16 protein-coding genes are annotated in these 17,554 nt (G+C 44.9%); 11 read left to right on the plus strand and 5 right to left on the minus strand.

Annotated elements, in window-relative coordinates:
- Window positions 1-99: 99 nt before the first annotated feature.
- Both mrcB and hrpB read right to left on the minus strand, forming a co-directional pair.
- On the minus strand, window positions 100-2,463 hold the full coding sequence (mrcB, locus tag MSG37_RS08010) for a penicillin-binding protein 1B (protein ID WP_248470066.1): 2,364 nt from the start codon (window positions 2,461-2,463) through the stop codon (window positions 100-102).
- Between the two features lie 23 nt (window positions 2,464-2,486).
- A complete protein-coding gene (gene hrpB, locus MSG37_RS08015) occupies window positions 2,487-5,009 on the minus strand; it encodes an ATP-dependent helicase HrpB (RefSeq protein WP_248470067.1) in 2,523 nt (840 codons plus the stop codon).
- A gap of 175 nt (window positions 5,010-5,184) precedes the next feature.
- Between hrpB and thpR the strand changes: the two genes are divergently transcribed.
- Both thpR and MSG37_RS08025 read left to right on the plus strand, forming a co-directional pair.
- Window positions 5,185-5,706, plus strand: coding sequence for an RNA 2',3'-cyclic phosphodiesterase (gene thpR, locus MSG37_RS08020; protein ID WP_248470068.1), 522 nt, complete (start codon window positions 5,185-5,187; stop codon window positions 5,704-5,706).
- 86 nt (window positions 5,707-5,792) lie between these two features.
- Window positions 5,793-6,104: a hypothetical protein gene (locus MSG37_RS08025; protein ID WP_248470069.1), complete on the plus strand. Its 312-nt coding sequence runs from the start codon at window positions 5,793-5,795 to the stop codon at window positions 6,102-6,104.
- Between the two features lie 424 nt (window positions 6,105-6,528).
- Here the strand turns inward: MSG37_RS08025 and MSG37_RS08030 are convergent, their stop codons facing one another.
- Both MSG37_RS08030 and pepB read right to left on the minus strand, forming a co-directional pair.
- Window positions 6,529-7,593: a winged helix-turn-helix domain-containing protein gene (locus MSG37_RS08030; protein ID WP_248470070.1), complete on the minus strand. Its 1,065-nt coding sequence runs from the start codon at window positions 7,591-7,593 to the stop codon at window positions 6,529-6,531.
- A gap of 171 nt (window positions 7,594-7,764) precedes the next feature.
- On the minus strand, window positions 7,765-9,042 hold the full coding sequence (gene pepB / locus MSG37_RS08035; RefSeq protein ID WP_248470072.1) for an aminopeptidase PepB: 1,278 nt from the start codon (window positions 9,040-9,042) through the stop codon (window positions 7,765-7,767).
- Between the two features lie 261 nt (window positions 9,043-9,303).
- On the opposite strand from pepB, the gene sfsA reads away from it, so the two are divergent.
- The 9 genes from sfsA (at window position 9,304) to MSG37_RS08080 (ending at window position 16,680) form a co-directional block, all read left to right on the plus strand.
- A complete protein-coding gene (gene sfsA, locus MSG37_RS08040; protein WP_248470073.1) occupies window positions 9,304-10,008 on the plus strand; it encodes a DNA/RNA nuclease SfsA in 705 nt (234 codons plus the stop codon).
- 159 nt (window positions 10,009-10,167) lie between these two features.
- The gene (gene dksA / locus MSG37_RS08045) at window positions 10,168-10,611 is read left to right on the plus strand and encodes an RNA polymerase-binding protein DksA (RefSeq protein WP_220759072.1); all 444 of its coding nucleotides are present in this window, start codon (window positions 10,168-10,170) and stop codon (window positions 10,609-10,611) included.
- Window positions 10,612-10,670: 59 nt separating this feature from the next.
- Window positions 10,671-11,549: a tRNA glutamyl-Q(34) synthetase GluQRS gene (gene gluQRS, locus MSG37_RS08050; RefSeq protein WP_248470074.1), complete on the plus strand. Its 879-nt coding sequence runs from the start codon at window positions 10,671-10,673 to the stop codon at window positions 11,547-11,549.
- A gap of 180 nt (window positions 11,550-11,729) precedes the next feature.
- On the plus strand, window positions 11,730-13,034 hold the full coding sequence (gene pcnB, locus MSG37_RS08055; protein ID WP_248470075.1) for a polynucleotide adenylyltransferase PcnB: 1,305 nt from the start codon (window positions 11,730-11,732) through the stop codon (window positions 13,032-13,034).
- Window positions 13,034-13,531: a 2-amino-4-hydroxy-6-hydroxymethyldihydropteridine diphosphokinase gene (folK, locus tag MSG37_RS08060; protein WP_248470076.1), complete on the plus strand. Its 498-nt coding sequence runs from the start codon at window positions 13,034-13,036 to the stop codon at window positions 13,529-13,531. Before pcnB ends, folK begins: the two co-directional genes overlap by 1 nt.
- A 133-nt stretch (window positions 13,532-13,664) precedes the next feature.
- The gene (gene panB / locus MSG37_RS08065) at window positions 13,665-14,459 is read left to right on the plus strand and encodes a 3-methyl-2-oxobutanoate hydroxymethyltransferase (RefSeq protein WP_248470077.1); all 795 of its coding nucleotides are present in this window, start codon (window positions 13,665-13,667) and stop codon (window positions 14,457-14,459) included.
- Window positions 14,460-14,519: 60 nt separating this feature from the next.
- On the plus strand, window positions 14,520-15,365 hold the full coding sequence (panC, locus tag MSG37_RS08070; protein WP_248470078.1) for a pantoate--beta-alanine ligase: 846 nt from the start codon (window positions 14,520-14,522) through the stop codon (window positions 15,363-15,365).
- Window positions 15,366-15,777: 412 nt separating this feature from the next.
- A complete protein-coding gene (locus MSG37_RS08075; RefSeq protein ID WP_248470080.1) occupies window positions 15,778-16,287 on the plus strand; it encodes a DUF4124 domain-containing protein in 510 nt (169 codons plus the stop codon).
- A 39-nt stretch (window positions 16,288-16,326) separates the two neighbouring features.
- Complete coding sequence (locus tag MSG37_RS08080) at window positions 16,327-16,680, plus strand: DUF4144 domain-containing protein (RefSeq protein ID WP_248470081.1); 354 nt, start codon at window positions 16,327-16,329, stop codon at window positions 16,678-16,680.
- A gap of 103 nt (window positions 16,681-16,783) precedes the next feature.
- On the opposite strand, the gene MSG37_RS08085 is transcribed toward MSG37_RS08080, so the two are convergent.
- Complete coding sequence (locus tag MSG37_RS08085) at window positions 16,784-17,554, minus strand: ABC transporter permease (protein WP_248470237.1); 771 nt, start codon at window positions 17,552-17,554, stop codon at window positions 16,784-16,786.

The raw sequence follows: 17,554 nt of genomic DNA on the forward strand, positions 1-17,554 counted from the left end.
AGGCCAGTTACTTTAAATAGCGAGCTAACAAAAAAGCAGCCAACTGATTGGCTGCTTTTTTATATCTTCAAGTTAGTAGCTTTACACTTGTATTAACTCCTAACCGCCAATCATCTTCTTCCACCAAGGTAATGGCTCACCACAATTCGCAACTGGCTGATAGCTATCTCTTAGCGCTGGTACTTTAACGACGCCAGCACAATCAGCTTGCTTAGCAACGCCGGTATCACGCTCAAAATAACCTTGAACCACACCGTCGACAGGTGCCATACGCAGGCTTAGCGGTGCGCGGTTATTTAAGAAAGCTTGGTAAACGGCCATCGCGCCACTACTACCATAAAGCCCTGTTTTACCGTTATCGTCTCGACCAACCCAAATGGCGGCAACATTTCGCTCATCAAAACCAGCAAACCATGAGTCACGCGAATCATTACTGGTACCAGTCTTACCTGCAAGCGTGACATAAGGGAAATTATTGCCTAAACGCTTAGCCGTGCCCGACTCAACCACTTGGGTCATGGCATACTTAACCAAAAAGTTACTCGCTGTCGGTATCGCTTGTGATGCCTGTGGTCTTGATGCTGCCAGAGGCTGGTTTTGCGCATTCAATACTGTCGTCACCGAATTTAGATGGCGATAACGACCGTCATCAGCAATGGTTTGGAACACCTGCGCCACCATTAATGGCGAGCCGTTAACCGCGCCGAGTAACATAGATGGATACTCAGGAATTTTCTCCCGCCAACCTGCTGAATCAAGTGTGGTCGCGACATCACTCACGCCAATTGCCATACCCAGATTCACAGTCGGTACGTTCATCGACTTCTTAAACGCAGTTAATAACGGTACTTGGCCGCGGAACTGTTTATCCACGTTTTGTGGCGACCAAGTTTTACCTTGGCCATTTTTCAGGGTGATAGGCTGATCTTTTAGCGGCGAGGCTAAATTATATTTATCACCTTGATTAAGGGCTGTGGCGTAAACAAACGGCTTAATCAATGAACCAATTGGACGACGAATTTCTACTGCACGGTTAAAGCCTTTATAACTCGGTACTTTGTCGCCCACCATAGCGGCAATACCTGCTGAGTATTTGTCAGTAAGCACCATCCCCACTTGCAAGGATTCGTCGTTTTTACCCAGCTGTTTGAGGGTCTGCTCTACCGCTTTTTCTGCCGCCTCTTGCGCCATAGGATCAAGCGTGGTGTATACCTTAATACCTGATTGCTGCAACAAAGCGTCACCATATCGATTAGCTAACTCATGCTTAACCACTGAGAAAAATGCTGGCAGTTTTTGGTGTACTGAGCGATTCGCTTTACGTAAGCCAAGTGGCGACTCTGCAGCGGCTTGATACTGTGCATTATTAAGTTCACCCGCTTCCATCAGTAAGCGCAACACCAAATCGCGTCGGTCTTGTGCACGTTCAGGATAACGCCATGGATTGTAATAAGACGGCCCTTTAATCACAGCCACTAAAAACGCTTGTTGCGCTACAGTAAGCTCTGCAATGGGTCGACCAAAATAAAACTGCGAGGCAAGCCCCATACCGTGCACGCCGCGGGCTTTATCTTGCCCCATATACACTTCGTTTAAGTAAGCCTCTAAAATCTCGTCTTTTTCATAACGAAAATCGATAATAATCGCCATCAATGCTTCACGGATTTTACGGGTAAGAGAGCGCTCACTCGATAAGAAGAAGTTCTTCGCTAACTGCTGAGTTAAGGTTGAGCCGCCCTGCACTGTGCGCCCAGCGCTAATGTTAACCATGGCGGCACGTAAAATCGCAAATGGATTCACGCCGTGATGCTCATAGAAACTGCGATCTTCAACTAAGATCAGCGCCTCAACCAAGTGTTTAGGTAGCTTGTCGGTTGCCACAAATAAACGGTCTTCGCCATCGCCAGTGATGATACGATCGAGCAATACTGGCTCTAAGTGAAATACGGCTAACTGACGCTTATCGCTATTACGAGCAACCGATACCACGCCATTACTGTCGAAGGTGATCATCACCCTTTGCTCAACTTGATCCCCTTGAGGATGCAAAAACGGTCGACGCCACAAATCGATTTTGGTCTTAGATGCTGAAAACTCTCCCACCTGACGCGGATTTGCCACCTTGCGATAACCAAGCAACTTAAGCTCAGCCATTAGCTGACCATGGCTCACTGCCGCACCAGGATAAAGCGCCATTGAGCGACTAAAAACTTGTGCCGGAAGGTGCCATTTCTGCCCTTCAAATTTGCGGGCAATGATCTGGTCTAAATAGATCCCGTAGGAGGCAATCACAACAACTAAAATTAAGCCAAGCTTCCAACAGATAGACCATAGTTTTCTGCCCCAACCTGGGCCGGCCTTTTTAGCGCTGGATTTTTTGGTTGCTCGCGGTTTTCTTGCTGCTGGCTTCTTTTTCGCTGGTGCTTTTTTAGCTGCGGCTTTGGGTGTCGCTTTATCTGTCATTCTACTTCCGTAACGTTTAGCGCTTATTGCGAGCTAAGCGTCTTCTTTTTAGTAAATTTGGTCGGCTGGGTATTGGCTGGATCATCTGGCCAAAGGTGTCGAGGGTATCGCCCCTTCATCTCTTTTTTTACATGCTCATAAGGCCCTTGCCAAAAACTGGCTAAATCAGCAGTGAGCGCCAGCGGCCTGTGAGCAGGTGATAATAGCTCCATAGTGACCACTAACTTGCCTTGAGCTAATAGCGGACTCTGTTGCATACCTAAGGCCTCTTGCAACCTAACGCTTAGCAAAGCCCGGCCTAAATCATCATATTCAATGGTGACATTACTGCCTGTGGCCAGTGGCCATTTCTTGGGTAGTAAACTGTCTAGCTTTTGCTGTAAATCCCACGGCAAAAGATTAAGCAGCAGAGTATAACAATCTAATTGCTGTAATTGTGCAAGACTTCTAACTTGATCTAGGTAAGGCCTGAGCCAATCTGCCAAGGTATCTAATAAGGTTTCGTTATCAAGTGCAGGCCAGTCATACTCTGGGCAGTATTGCCTTGCTAAGCTGACTCGATATTGTAGTTGCTGACAAGCTTCATTAAAGTTCATTAATGACAGACCTTTTAAGCGAATTTGCTCTTCAATGGCCTGCTTAATTAAGTCTTGGTCGATATTTTTTATTGGGGTCTGGCTTAATAAAATCTGGCCAATTTTTTGCTGCTTTTCGGCAAAAAATCGCCCTTTAACATCATCCCAGCCGCCGTGTTCTTGGCTCAGCACTAAGGACTTTAGCTCAGTGTTGAACAGCTGCGGATCTAACTCGGCCGCCAAATAAACTTTGCCCTGTGAACGCCCTTCCGTTTCTTGAAAGTCTGCAACCACGAGCCAAGATGAACCAGATAGTGCATCTTCAGCAAGTAAGTCTACGCCGCTGCCGTTAGCAAGTTGGTAACCGGTTACACCGCGAGCTTTAGCTATTCGATCAGGATAAGCATAAGCAAGCAAAATGGCGATTTCGTCTCGGCTCGCCTGTCGTGCAACTTGGTTTAAATCAACCCGACCTAAGGCCGATAACTCAAGGGTATTAACCCAGTTACGGATCTGCTTTTGCGACTCGCCTTGCAGGGCTTCATTTAAATAACGGCTGATGTCCGCACCTTGACGACTGCGGCTACGAGACTCAAGCGTGCCCGCAAGAATACAGGCCAGAGCAGCAAAATTAACATCGCTATTGTCGCTCGCAGCTTGCTTAGCCATCAATAGCATATGCGCAAGCCTTGGACTACAACCTAACTTGTGCGCAGCGCGGCCGTGTGGGGTTATTAAACGTGCATCATTGACCATGGCCATCGTTTGCAGCAATTGCCAACTCACTTGCTCATTTGCCGCAGATGGTGGGGTCAACATCGGCAACTCGGCTAATGACTTCACTCCCCAAAATGCCCCATCTAGCACCATAGACAGTAAGTCTGTGTGTAAGATCTCTGGCTCATCAGCTTGAGTTAATCGGCCATGTTCTTCTTGGCTCCATAAGCGTGTACAAAAGCCCGCCATTAAGCGGCCTGCGCGGCCAGCTCTTTGCGCTGCCGATGCTTGGCTAATACGTTTTAGCGATAACCGAGTTACGCCGGTTTTGGGGTTAAAACGAGCTTGGCGTTTATAGCCTGAATCAATAACTTGGGTAATGCCGTCGATGGTTAAACTCGATTCAGCTACGTTCGTTGACAACACGACTTTACGTATGCCTTCTGGCGCTGGCGCAATCGCTTGATCTTGCGCTTTAGCACTTAAGCTGCCGTATAACGGACAGATCATATAAGCACTGCTATCTAGCCTCGCGCTCAATATGCCATGTAAGCGATTGATCTCACCTTGCCCAGGGAGAAATGCCAGTAATGAGCCTGTTGTATGCTCATTGAGGCTGTTAATAATCACCTTTGCCATATGTTCGAGCCAATGGCTTTGATTACTCACTGCGCTGTAACTATGCTCAACAGGAAAACTGCGCCCTTCACTTTTAAGCTGCTTGGCGTCAGGCATCACATCGCTTAACGGCAAGCCAGATAAGGTTGCCGACATGGCTAGAATTTTTAAATCTTCACGAAAGCTAGCTTGGATCTCAAGCGCGAGTGCCAAACCTAAGTCCGTTGTTAAGTGACGTTCATGAATTTCATCGAATATCACCATGTCGATCCCGCTTAGCTCCGGGTCATGCTGGATCATCCGGGTCAATACGCCTTCGGTGACAATTTCTAATCTGGTTTGCTGCGATACTTTTGAGTCGCCTTTGACCCGATAGCCCACTTCCGTGCCTAGCTCACAGCCACGCTGCTTGGCAATAAAATGCGCCACATTACGCGCTGCTACTCGGCGTGGCTCTAGCATTAAAATTTTGCCTTTTATCTCTGACCAATCAAGCATATCCAGTGGCAAAGCCGTTGATTTACCGACACCAGTTGGCGCTTCAAGGATCACTTGGTTCTGGCACTTAAATGCATCTCTAAGTGGTGTGAGTAAGGCATGAATCGGTAATGAGGTCACGAGTGGTTTATCTACCATAATGAACTAGGTCAATGCCTTACTTGTTAGTAACTGCACGCATTGAAAGGCGGGTCGAATAGGACTAGTGTACTCTAAAAGGGGCGTTAGACTAAACAGCTAGCCAAGAGTAAAGTGAGCAACGTGATTAGCGCCTATTATATTTGATATTTTCAGGCTTAATAAACGGCAGACCATGACCATAAAAACTAAACGTATCTTTTTAGGCTTCGGGCTAAATCCGCAGCAAACCACCTCTGTCGTTGCTATTCAGCAGCAACTACCAGCCAATGTACGTTTAGTTCCTGCCGCTAATTTGCATATGACCTTAGCTTTTTTAGGCGGCGCCACACCTGTGCAAATGCAAGCGTTAATCGAGCGTGTCGATAAGCTTAATAAGCGCCAGTTTAGCGTGACGCTTGATAAAATAGCCCATTGGCACAAGCCGAAAATTTTATGTCTAAATGGTGCAGCGACTGACATTAACTTACTAAAACTTGCTGCAGATGCCCAATCTATTGCTGCGGAACTAAAACTGCATTGCAGCGAATACAGCTATAACCCGCATGTCACGCTATCTCGCAAAGCCAAAGAGAATGTCGAAGTTGTGGATTATCAGCCGATAACGCTGCAACCTACCAAGCTATGTTTATTTGAATCTTACCCGGGCAAAAATGGCGTTGAATACCCGACGTTGCATAGTTGGCAATTAGCCTAATTCGAGCTGCGATTAGTATAATTGTTTGTGGTTAACCTAATCTGGGCTAACCTATGCGTCATTCAGTTCCTGCTAATGAGATAATCATGGAAACCACCGAAATTACTAAAGCCCAACTTATCGCGCTACTCACATCTTGGAAGCAAGGCGAAATTGACGCCGAAGCCCTACAAAACTGGATGATCACCCACTACGATCCACCAGAAGTAAAAATCGGTACTGGCGAGGCGGAGTGGACTCAAGAAGCGATGAATATCGTGATGAACGAATATGAAATTGCTAAAACTGACAAATTCAGACTAGACAATGCTCAATATGCCATTGATTTTGTTAACTGTAGCGAAAGTACGTTTAACCAAACTAAGCATCTATTTATTCAAGACGGCTTTAACGATTAGAATTCGCTGAAAAACAGCTAAAAAAATGCCACCTCTCGCTAGGTGGCTAATCGAAGATGGTTCAACTCGATGACTAATATTGTTATCTTTCTAAGTGACGCCTCTAGTAATCGTTTTAACTCCTGTCATATCCAGTCAAAGTTTTCGTTTTAGAACAAACTCGCTTTGGAGCCTCATCAAAGTGGTAATAGAAATCTCTGTTGCATTTAGTAGTATCACAACCTCGTAACATGCCTTATTGATTTAATTTGAAATAGTTTGAAAAGTTTTGAAAGCCGCCAGTCAACCGCTAAAACCACAGCATTAGCAAATGCGATTTACACTAGAATTAGAGCGATAACCGCAAACAATTCCGGTACTAGAAGTGCAAAGATTTAGCTGAATTAAATCTTTGAGAGAGAGAAGGTTTTAAGCTTGCGATAGCTCATTCAACTTCAAAGTGAGTTAGCACTTTAAGGTACAGAGATTCAGAGTCCACAACCACAGCTTGACCACCACTTTCTTGAATGGCATCAATGACCCCCGCAGACTCAACATAGGTGTAGAGGTAAAACGGTGTTTTATGACCATTGGCTCTAATAGCCTGCAATAACTTAAGTCCAGCTAAAGAATCCCCATGACGGCCCATATCTGAAATAACCGCTTGATAGTTATACATACTCAATAACATCAAGGCTTCTTCTGAGGTCACAGTGTTATAAACACCAATATTTTTTTGTTCAAAATAGGCTTTTTCAACTAGGTTATTCTGTGGATTATCATCTACCCAAAGTATGCGCCCAATAGCTCCATTAGGCTCACTGTAAGCTAATTGCTTGCTCGGCTCAGTATTAAATCCGCCTCGCCAAAACTGAAACAACAGTCCCAGCACCAAAAGCACTGCGATTAGCACCTTGGCAAAAATCTCCCACCAATTAACTAATGGTGCGGCTACTTGTGATTGTTTACCCTGCTGGGTATCAAGAGTTTGCTGGTTCGAGTCGGAGTCAACCAAAGACTGCTCAGTAGTAATACTCGCACTATGGTGACTCTGTTTAGAGGCTTGTTCATTTTGACTAAAAACTTGTTCTGTCTGAGTCACAGTTTGTGCAGGGCCGAATGTAGAGGATTCGCGAGACTGATGTTCTGCAGCTAACTGCTGTGCTTGAGCGGCTGTTTGCGCTTCTTGCTGAGCAGCGATTTGCTTACCCAATACATGTTCGAGCCGGTAACCGCGACCATGCACGGTCTGAATAAGCCGGCCATCATAGCCTGCATTAACAAAGATTTTGCGCGTATCAGATACCAGTTTAGACAAAGACATATCTGACACCACAGTATCAGGCCAGATATACGCTAAGCATTGCTGCTTACTGCAGTGTTCAGGAAAATGTTCAGCTAAGAGTCGCAGCAATAAGATATGACGTTCATCAATAGCGACAGCATGCTCGCCTACGTGCAGCTCTAATGCAGCACTATCGACAGAAAATTCTTTAAAGCTTAGCGTCATAACAAAAGCCTTTGCTTTGCAGCGCCTAAACGGTAATTACAATATTGCAACATAAATGCGGATTACGCAAAAATGGTTATATGGAGAATCAAAGTCAGAAGCTGTTCAGCAGCAAACAAAAATGCCCCGCAAAAGCGAGGCATTATTAACTTAAGCGACTAACGTTAACGATTAATCTTCTAGCAAACCGGCAATGGTCAATACACCATGAGTGGTAGCACCCGCTGACCATAAATGATCACCGTTATCAGAAAACGCCGATGCTAAGTCAATGTGTAACCAGTTTGCCTCTGGCGCAACAAAGCGCCACAAGAAGCCCGCAGCATTTGATGCACCACCCGCGCCACCGCCTTTCATTGGACGGCTATTAGCCGTATCAGCATAAGGGCTTGGACAGTTATCTTTATGCCAAGGATCTAGCGGTAGCGGCCATACACGCTCACCTACAGCCAAGGCTTTTTGCTGTGCTAAGGCTAACACTTCAGCTTTTGGCGAGAAAATAGCGTTGTAGTTAGTACCTACAGCCATAACCGCTGCCCCAGTTAGTGTAGCGGCATCAATAATTAGCGGCGCGCCGGTTTCTGATGCAGCCTGCAGGCCATCAGCCAACACTAAACGACCTTCTGCGTCAGTGTTAACCACTTCTACAGTCACGCCATTTTTGTATTTTAAAATGTCACCAAGCTTGTATGCATGACCGCTGATCAGGTTTTCAGCGCAGCATAAAAACAATTTCACACGCTTATTCAGGCCTGATTTAATTGCAAGACCCAGCGCTGCAGTAACGGTTGCCGCGCCGCCCATGTCACACTTCATGCCCAGCATGCCTTCCGAACCTTTAATGCTGTAACCGCCTGAGTCAAATGTAATCCCTTTACCCACAAGGGCAACAGATACATCGGCGTCAGTGGCTAATGGATTGAAATCTAGTTCAAGTAAGGCTGGCGGACGTTCACTGCCACGACCAACAGCGTGAATACCAATCCACTTTTTCTCAAGCAGCTCTTCACCTTCAATAATGCGGTAGCTTACCTTGTCGCCACCAATTTCAGTTAGCCACTTGGCCGCTTGAGTAGCAAGTACCACTGGCGACAAGTTTTCAGGAGTTTCATTGATAAGCTGACGAGCAAAAGTGGCACTTTCAAGACGGCTTGTCAGCAATGCTTGTGTTGCTTCATCGCCTGTCCATTTAATAACTGGCGCAGCTAATGCTGTGGCAAAGCCCTGTGCAAAAGCCCATTGCAAGTCAAGGTTCCACAACTCACCCGTTAATGCGACTTGAGTAACGCCTTGCAATTCTAACTTACGCGCAGCTTGCTGAACTTGCAGTAAGTTGTCGCCTGCAGATAAATGAATCGTGGCCGAATCAGCCTGAAAAGTAACATCCGCTCTGCCCCAATGAGCTGCAGCGGCTTCATGGCTCAAAGTTACTTGCATAAATTCCGTCATTTGTAGGTCCTTATTATATAAATCGATGTTGAGATAACTTAGCTTTTGACCTAATTATCAGCAACCAGCCTATTTTTAGTGCAAGCAGTCTACTGCATCCATTTGTAATTCTAAAGCTTATACTGATTGGTATTAGTCGCTCGGATTATCAGCGCTCAGTTAGCGGCCTCAGCTGAACCGGCAATGAAATAAGACTCCTCAAGCCACACTTGCTTAAGTTTCTGTTAACCTACAGCCAATTAACTACAAATTGAGTTCACCATGAAATTTGATCCTAGTTTTGATAGTGGCGTATTGATTAAACGCTATAAACGATTTTTGACTGACATTAGCCTCGAAGATGGTGAAACGGTCACCATTCATTGCCCAAACACCGGCTCGATGAAAAACTGTTTATTTGAAGGTGAGAAAGTTTGGTTCTCAGTTTCTGACAACCCAAAGCGCAAATACAGTCGCACTTGGGAGCTTGCTCAAACGTCTGCTGGCCACATGATTGGCATTAACACCGGGCGAGCAAACGCCTTAGCCGAAGAGGCGATTAAAAATGGGGTAATAACCGAGTTGCAAGGTTACCAATCACTGCGCCGAGAAGTGAAATACGGCAGCGAAAACAGCCGCATTGATATTCTGCTTGAAGATTTTGATAGACCAAACTGCTATATAGAAGTCAAAAGTTGTACATTACTAGATGAAGGCCAAGGATATTTCCCAGACGCTGTAACAACTCGCGGGCAAAAACACCTACGAGAGCTAATGGAAATGGTCGAACAGGGCTACCGTGCAATACTGCTTTTTGTTGTTCAGCATACGGGCATAAAGAGTGTTAAAGCAGCAGCACATATTGACCCAGATTACGCCAAATTACTTGCTGAGGCTCACAACAAAGGTGTCGAGATTATCGCCTATAGTGCGGAATTATCGCCTTTAGAGGCATGTTTGGTTAAATCCTGTCCGGTTAAGCTTTAATTCAGTAGATACAGTTGAAATTGTTCTGAATAGCGGACATAGTCAAAGAATAGCCCCCAATAAACATAAATTATTTGCCTAGTGAAAAGCTTTCTGGTATAGATAGCGGCCGTTATTTAAAGACGCCCAACAACGCAAATGATTAACAGGAGATGCGTTATGCCTGAAGGCACTAGAAAACTTGGCGTGCTCGCTATCGCAGGTGTAGATCCTTACCAGGAAAAACCAGGTGAGGAGTACATGAACGAGGCTCAATTGGGTCACTTTAAGAAGATTCTTGAAGCATGGCGTAACCAATTGCGCGAAGAAGTTGATCGCACTCTTAATCACATGCAAGATGAAGCGGCTAATTTCCCAGATCCTGTCGACCGCGCTGCTCAAGAAGAAGAGTTCAGCTTAGAGTTACGTGCTCGTGATAGAGAACGTAAGCTAATTAAGAAGATCGAAAAGACAATGCAAAAGATTGAAGAAGACGATTTTGGCTTCTGTGAATCTTGTGGCATCGAAATCGGGATTCGTCGATTAGAAGCACGTCCAACAGCCGATCAGTGTATTGACTGTAAAACGCTTGCTGAGATCAAAGAAAAGCAAATGGCAGGTTAATACCTACCTAATAAGTGCGGAGCTTTTAGCTCCGCTCTTTTGTTTTACGACTGCTATAAATGGTTAATACGACTTCTTATATAGGCCGCTTTGCGCCCTCTCCTTCTGGTCCTCTTCATTTTGGTTCATTAATTGCTGCCCTCGGCAGTTATTTGCGTGCCCGCTCTATGGGAGGCAAATGGCTAGTGCGTATCGAAGATATCGATCCACCACGAGAAATCCCAGGAGCAAGCAGCGCCATATTAAATACCCTTGAAGCCTATGGCCTTGAGTGGGATGCAGAGGTGCTTTACCAAAGCCAACGCCTCGATGTATATCAAGCAAGAATCGAGCAGTTGTTACAAGATGACCAAGCTTATTATTGCCAATGCCCTCGTAAGCAAATTCAAGCTATGGGCGGCAGTTACGATGGCCGCTGTGGGCAATTGCCACAAGCATTAACCCAAGGTGCAATTCGCGTACGTAATCCTTATGCTGTTGCGCATTTTGTTGATCAACACATGGGACCAGTAAGCGTAGATAAAGCCTTTGCTGCTGAAGATTTTATTATCAAAAGAAGCGACGGTTTATACGCCTATCAACTGGCAGTGGTGTTAGATGATATTCATCAAAATATTACTGAAGTAGTGCGTGGTTGCGATCTGCTTGAGCCTACATGTCGTCAAGAAAGCTTATATCAGATTTTACAATCGCCGGTACCGCAATGGCTGCATCTGCCACTAGCTTGTGCTGAAAAAGGTAGAAAGCTGTCTAAGCAAAATCATGCGCCAGCAATAGATAATCTACACCCACAAGCCAGCATTAACGCGGCATTAGCCTTTTTAGGTCAATCGCCGGTAACCACAGAATCTCAAGTCAGCACTATGATAGCGCAAGCAGTTGAGCAATTTGATTTGGCATTAGTGCCTAAGCAATCAGAAATACTGCTTGATACGTGAGATCAATCGTATACTCATTAAGCTTTAATTGAGTTATCATAGCCCACTTGTTTTTACCCAAATTAAGATCCAAATCAGAGGTGTCCCATTTTTCGCCGTATTAGTCAATTCTGTAAACAGCTATTTGAAGATAGTCCAAAAGCTGAAGAACAAACGCAGACAGGTCTTAGTTTAGAGGTCGTGCCTAGGAATGCACATGCCATTTCTCGCAGACAAATCAGCGATAATGCGATCAAAGTACTCTACAGACTGCACAAGTCAGGCTTTAAAGCTTACTTAGTCGGTGGCGGCGTACGCGATATTTTATTGGGTCTACAACCGAAAGATTTCGACGTTGTTACCAATGCCACGCCGGAAGAGATCAAGCGACTGTTTCGTAACTGCCGTCTAGTCGGCCGCAGATTCCGTCTTGCACATATCGTTTTCGGACGCGATGTTATTGAAGTGGCAACCTTACGTGGCCACCACGTAGACAGCGGCGAAAAGATCTCAAAAACTAACGAATCTGGTCGCCTATTACGTGACAACGTATACGGCAGTATTGATGAAGACGCTGAACGTCGTGACTTCACCATTAACGCCTTGTATTACGACATTAGCGATTTCTCAATCCACAGCTATGGCGGTGGATTACAAGACTTAGAGTCTCGCACTATTCGCTTAATTGGCGATCCACAAACTCGCTACCGTGAAGACCCTGTGCGCATGCTACGTGCAGTTCGCTTTGCCACTAAGCTTGATATGGAAATTGAGGCCAAAGCTGCAGAGCCAATCAAAGGCTTAGCGCGTTTACTCAAAGATATTCCTGCTGCGCGTATGTATGAAGAAGTGCTAAAACTGTTCTTTGCAGGTAAAGCACAGCAAAACTTCAATATGATGCGTGAATTTGGTCTATTTGAGCCGTTATTCCCATTAGTAGAAACACTACTAAAAGAATACCCAAATGGTGAAACAGCTAAATTAATGCAAGAGATGATGGCCAATACCGATGAGCGCGTTGCGCAAGATAAGCCGGTAACACCAGCATTTTTCTATGCCGCACTACTTTGGTATCCATTGAGCCAGCGTGCTGATGATATTGCCTTAGAAAGTGGCCTTAGCTCGTATGATGCTTACAATGCCGCTATGGGTGATGTAATGGAGCAGCAATGCCGCACCATTAGCATTCCACGCCGCTTTAGCACAGTAACCAAAGATATTTGGCAGTTACAGCTTAGGTTTGACCGTAATAAAGGCACCAAGGCCTTTAGATTTATTGAGCATCCAAAGTTTAGAGCGGCATACGATTTATTATTACTTCGTGCCCACGCTGAAGGTGGCACTGTAGCTAAGAGCGCTGCTTGGTGGAAAAGCTTTGTTGAAGGCAGCGAAGATCAACGTAATGTGATTGCTCGCTCGGCTAATAAAGGTGGTCGTAACCGTAACTCTAATCAACGTCGCCGTCGTAAGCCTAGTGCAAAATCGGCGCCTAAATCTGCAGAATAATGGCTCAAGTTTACGTCGCACTTGGTGCTAACTTAGCCGATCCCATTGGCCAGCTTAATTGTGCTTGTGAAGCACTATTAAGTTTGGCTAATGCCGACGACTCCCTTAGTGTATCTCCATTTTATCGCTCAGCCCCTATGGGCGATGTTGAACAGCCTGACTACGTCAATGCGGTTGCTGGCTTCAGTACCGACCTCAGCCCAATTGAATTACTCGATGCATTACAAGCAATAGAAAATCAGCAAGGTCGTATACGCGAACTACGTTGGGGCCCAAGAACGCTGGATTTAGATTTATTGCTATATGATGATCAGTGTATCGATATTCCGCGCTTAGTTGTGCCACATTACGGTATGCGCGAGCGTAGTTTTGTACTGGTGCCTTTAAGTGATATCGCGCCAGAACTTATCTTGCCTGACGGTACAGCATTAGCCAGCCTCATCAATGACTCCCTGAAGGCAGAGCTAGTCTTAGCCGACACTTTAATCGCTGTGTAATAGCATTCTGCTTAATTAGTTTTTCTGCTAGTATGGCCGCGTCTATTTTGAAAAAATTCAACATCAAGTTCATTGAAGTCAACCCTTTGTTGGCCTGTAACAACTTCACAAATTGAGTTTTAAAATTACCATTATGTCCAAAATTACAAGTTCAACACTGCGTACCTTTAAACAAGAAGGTAAAAAATTCACTGCACTAACCGCTTACGATGCAAGTTTTGCCGGTGCATTTGACAGCGAAGGCGTAGAAGTACTCTTAGTGGGTGATTCTATGGGAATGGTACTTCAAGGCCACAGCGACACTTTACCTGTTACCGTTGACGATATTGCTTACCACACACGCTGTGTGCGCCGCGGTATTGAGCGTGCATTACTTATCGCAGACATGCCATTTATGAGCTATGCCACGCCAGAGCAGACCATGACCAACGCTACTAAGCTAATGCAAGCAGGTGCTAGCATGGTTAAAGTTGAAGGTGGCAAATGGCTACTTGAAAGCGTATCTATGCTAACTGAACGCGGTATTCCAGTATGTGCTCACTTAGGCCTAACGCCACAATCTGTGCACGTATTTGGTGGTTTTAAGGTTCAAGGCCGCGATGCTGACAACGCGCAACGTATTCTTGATGAAGCCGTTGCACTAGAAGCGGCTGGCGCACAACTATTAGTAGTTGAATGTATTCCAGCTGCACTTGCAAAAGCGATTACCGAAGCTTTGACCATTCCAGTTATTGGTATTGGCGCAGGTAAAGACACCGATGGTCAAATTTTAGTGATGCACGACGTACTTGGGATCTCTAGTGGCTACATTCCACGTTTTTCTAAGAACTATCTTAAGCAAACCGGCGAGATCCGCGCTGCCGTTCGTGCATACATCAGTGAAGTTGCCGAGGGAATATTCCCTGGTGACGAGCACACATTTAACTAATTATCAGCGCTCAACTGCCTAGTTGAGCGTATTTTATTTTGCTATCAGAGCAGTAAAGTCATGATCACAACTCAATCAATCGCTGAAATTCGCGCTCAAGTTAAAGCTTGGCACCAACAAGGCGAAACCGTTGCATTTGTACCAACAATGGGCAACTTACACTTAGGCCATATCACTTTAGTGAAAGAAGCCAAACTACGTGCAGACCATGTGGTTGCTTCGATTTTTGTTAACCCGATGCAGTTCGGCCAAAACGAAGATCTTGATTCATACCCACGCACTTTAGCTGATGATCAAGCCGCACTTGTGGCCGCAGGCGCAGAATTACTGTTCACGCCAACACCCGACATCATCTATCCAAAAGGTATGGATGCACAAACTTTTGTTGAAGTCCCAGCGATTTCTGATGAGCTTTGTGGTGCAAGCCGCCCAGGCCACTTTAGAGGCGTGGCAACAATTGTCTGTAAGCTATTTAATATCGTGCAGCCTGATGTGGCCGTATTTGGTCAAAAAGACTTTCAACAGCTACTTGTTATTCGCACTATGGTTGAAGATCTATCAATGCCAATTGAGATTGTCGGTGTTGATACCATACGTGAAGCATCTGGCCTTGCGATGAGTTCGCGCAATGGCTACTTAACTGCCGAGCAAAAGCAGCAAGCAGCGCAAATTAAGCGTAGCTTAGACGCTATGTCTGCCTCGCTAAAAGCGGGTGAAGTTATCGATGCAGTTGTCGAACAAGCTCTACATGAGCTAAGCCAAGCAGGCTTTAAGCATGACTACTTAGATGTGCGTAATGCGAAGACTTTTGCTATTGCTAATAGTACAGACAAAGAACTAGTGATTTTAGTTGCAGCTTACATGGGCACAACCCGCTTAATCGATAATATCTTGGTATCGATTTAAGTTACTTGCATGACAAATCAATTAACGGCGCTATTTAGTGCCGTTTTTTATTAGCGATTTATACTCACAAAGCTGACTGAACCCGCCTGAAATAATGAACTCTATGGTTACAGTCAGTAACTGAGTTCGTCGACTCTCACTCATGGCAATATCGCCCGTCAAAATATTGAATTTATATAAATAATTTCAGCTAAAATACGCTCAAAGACTGATAAAACCGTTGCATTAACCTTAAATAATTTAGTGTCAAAAAACTGGAGTTATTAGTCAACTTCAGCCATAGTATGAAAGATTGTTAAGGATAATGCATACTTGTTAATTCTTAAGCATTAATACTTGGCAGTTACGCTATAACAATACGACGTCACATTCAGTCAATACAGCACTCAGGTCAATAAGGACAGTTAACCCGATGGCGAAAATTATTTTCACAATAATTTGCCTTGCAGTCGCAAGTTCTGCTCACGCAAAGAGCAGTATTTTCAAGTGCACTAAAGACAATAAAATCGTCTTTAGTCAACACTCGTGCCCGACTGAATTTCGCCAGCATAAGATTGAATATCAACTCGGGATCACCACAGAAACCGATTCAGATAAACGCATTGAGACTCAAGATCCGCTACAAGCGTTACTGAATAAAAAAACCATTTCAAAAGAGCGCTTATTACAGCTGTTAGACAGTGAAGTGTATCGCTTGCGCCAAGAAAATAGTTATTACGAAATACTCAGAGCCAGTGAATTACAAAAGCTTGAGCGTAATCGCTATTGGCAGAAAAAAGAAAAAACAGATCCGAAATATCTAGAATCCCTTGATGAAATGAATCAGCACTTTGATCAGCTTGTTACCGCCAACGCAGGTGCCATTGATGTATTGATTGCTAGAAAACAACTCATCGAAGAAGAAGCCGCAAAAGCAAATTAAGTGTAAGCTGTACTGGACTATCTTCTGCCGGAGCACCTATTGTCGACTCTTTCTTTAGCCTCACTCCAATGGCCAATTGCAGTTAAACATCTTCAGCAAGATGAACTCGTTTATCTCACAGAATTAACTGAGTTAACCGAACAACTGCCTATGTTAGGCAGCCTTGAAGAACTTACTATCATCGATAGCCGAGGTTTCAGTTACCAGATAGAAAATTGTGCAGCAGGTTTGCAATTACATTTATCAAGGCCGCAACCATCGATGGAGCGCCTGATCGAATGGGTGCGACTTCATGCCAGCCAAGCAGGCCATTGCTGCACTAGTAAACTTGCAGCCAATAACATTGAGCAACTGTTTACCATACTAGCCTTTATTGAAGACGGTGAGTTGTAATGAATAACCCTCTAGCTTCAAACGATTAAAATAACAGACACAAAAAAGCCAACCGCAACGGTTGGCTTATTTCAAGTGCTCAGTTCTCGGCAAGTTTTAGCGATTAGCTTCTCAATCCAATACCGCGAGAAATAAGGTAGTAAGCCACGGCCCAAAGTACAGTACAGAAACCTACCATCACCCCAATTGAAAGCGGCACGCTCATATCAGCGTAACCTAAGAAGCCATAACGGAATACGTTAATCATATACACGATTGGGTTTAACGCCGATACACCTTGCCAGAACTCAGGCAATAACGATAGCGAGTAAAACACCCCACCTAAATAGGTCAGCGGTGTTAACACAAACGTAGGGACTATGCTGATGTCGTCATAGCTTTTAGCAAAGACGGCATTAATCAAGCCGCCCAGCGAAAACAGAATCGATGTCAGCAGTACAGTTAAGGCCACCAGCCCTAAGTGATGCACGCTAATATCGACAAAAAATAACGCCACTAAAGTCACAATAGTGCCCACACAAAGACCACGTGCGACACCACCACCAACATAACCAGCAATAATCACATAATGCGGCACAGGCGCCACAATCAGTTCTTCAAGGTTACGTTGAAACTTGGCACTGAAGAACGACGACACCACATTAGAGTATGAACTAGTGATCACCGCCATCATGATCAAGCCCGGAGCAATAAACTCCATGTAAGACACGCCACCCATCTCACCAATGCGTTTACCAACCAAGTTACCAAAAATAAGGAAATATAAGGTCATACTAATCGCTGGCGGCACTAAGGTTTGCACCCAAATACGGGTAAAGCGGTTAACCTCTTTATTTAAGATACTTTTAAAAGCTGTGAAATACAGCGCTCTCAT

Source organism: Shewanella sp. 1CM18E (assembly GCF_023161665.1).
Classification (GTDB): domain Bacteria; phylum Pseudomonadota; class Gammaproteobacteria; order Enterobacterales; family Shewanellaceae; genus Shewanella.

Coding starts and splice junctions, on each gene's coding strand:
- mrcB (WP_248470066.1), bottom strand. CDS start 2,463: ATGACAGATAAAGCGACACCCAAAGCCGCAGCTAAAAAAGCACCAGCG.
- hrpB (WP_248470067.1), bottom strand. CDS start 5,009: ATGGTAGATAAACCACTCGTGACCTCATTACCGATTCATGCCTTACTC.
- thpR (WP_248470068.1), top strand. CDS start 5,185: ATGACCATAAAAACTAAACGTATCTTTTTAGGCTTCGGGCTAAATCCG.
- MSG37_RS08025 (WP_248470069.1), top strand. CDS start 5,793: ATGGAAACCACCGAAATTACTAAAGCCCAACTTATCGCGCTACTCACA.
- MSG37_RS08030 (WP_248470070.1), bottom strand. CDS start 7,593: ATGACGCTAAGCTTTAAAGAATTTTCTGTCGATAGTGCTGCATTAGAG.
- pepB (WP_248470072.1), bottom strand. CDS start 9,042: ATGACGGAATTTATGCAAGTAACTTTGAGCCATGAAGCCGCTGCAGCT.
- sfsA (WP_248470073.1), top strand. CDS start 9,304: ATGAAATTTGATCCTAGTTTTGATAGTGGCGTATTGATTAAACGCTAT.
- dksA (WP_220759072.1), top strand. CDS start 10,168: ATGCCTGAAGGCACTAGAAAACTTGGCGTGCTCGCTATCGCAGGTGTA.
- gluQRS (WP_248470074.1), top strand. CDS start 10,671: ATGGTTAATACGACTTCTTATATAGGCCGCTTTGCGCCCTCTCCTTCT.
- folK (WP_248470076.1), top strand. CDS start 13,034: ATGGCTCAAGTTTACGTCGCACTTGGTGCTAACTTAGCCGATCCCATT.
- panB (WP_248470077.1), top strand. CDS start 13,665: ATGTCCAAAATTACAAGTTCAACACTGCGTACCTTTAAACAAGAAGGT.
- panC (WP_248470078.1), top strand. CDS start 14,520: ATGATCACAACTCAATCAATCGCTGAAATTCGCGCTCAAGTTAAAGCT.
- MSG37_RS08075 (WP_248470080.1), top strand. CDS start 15,778: ATGGCGAAAATTATTTTCACAATAATTTGCCTTGCAGTCGCAAGTTCT.
- MSG37_RS08085 (WP_248470237.1), bottom strand. CDS start 17,554: ATGAGAGCGCTGTATTTCACAGCTTTTAAAAGTATCTTAAATAAAGAG.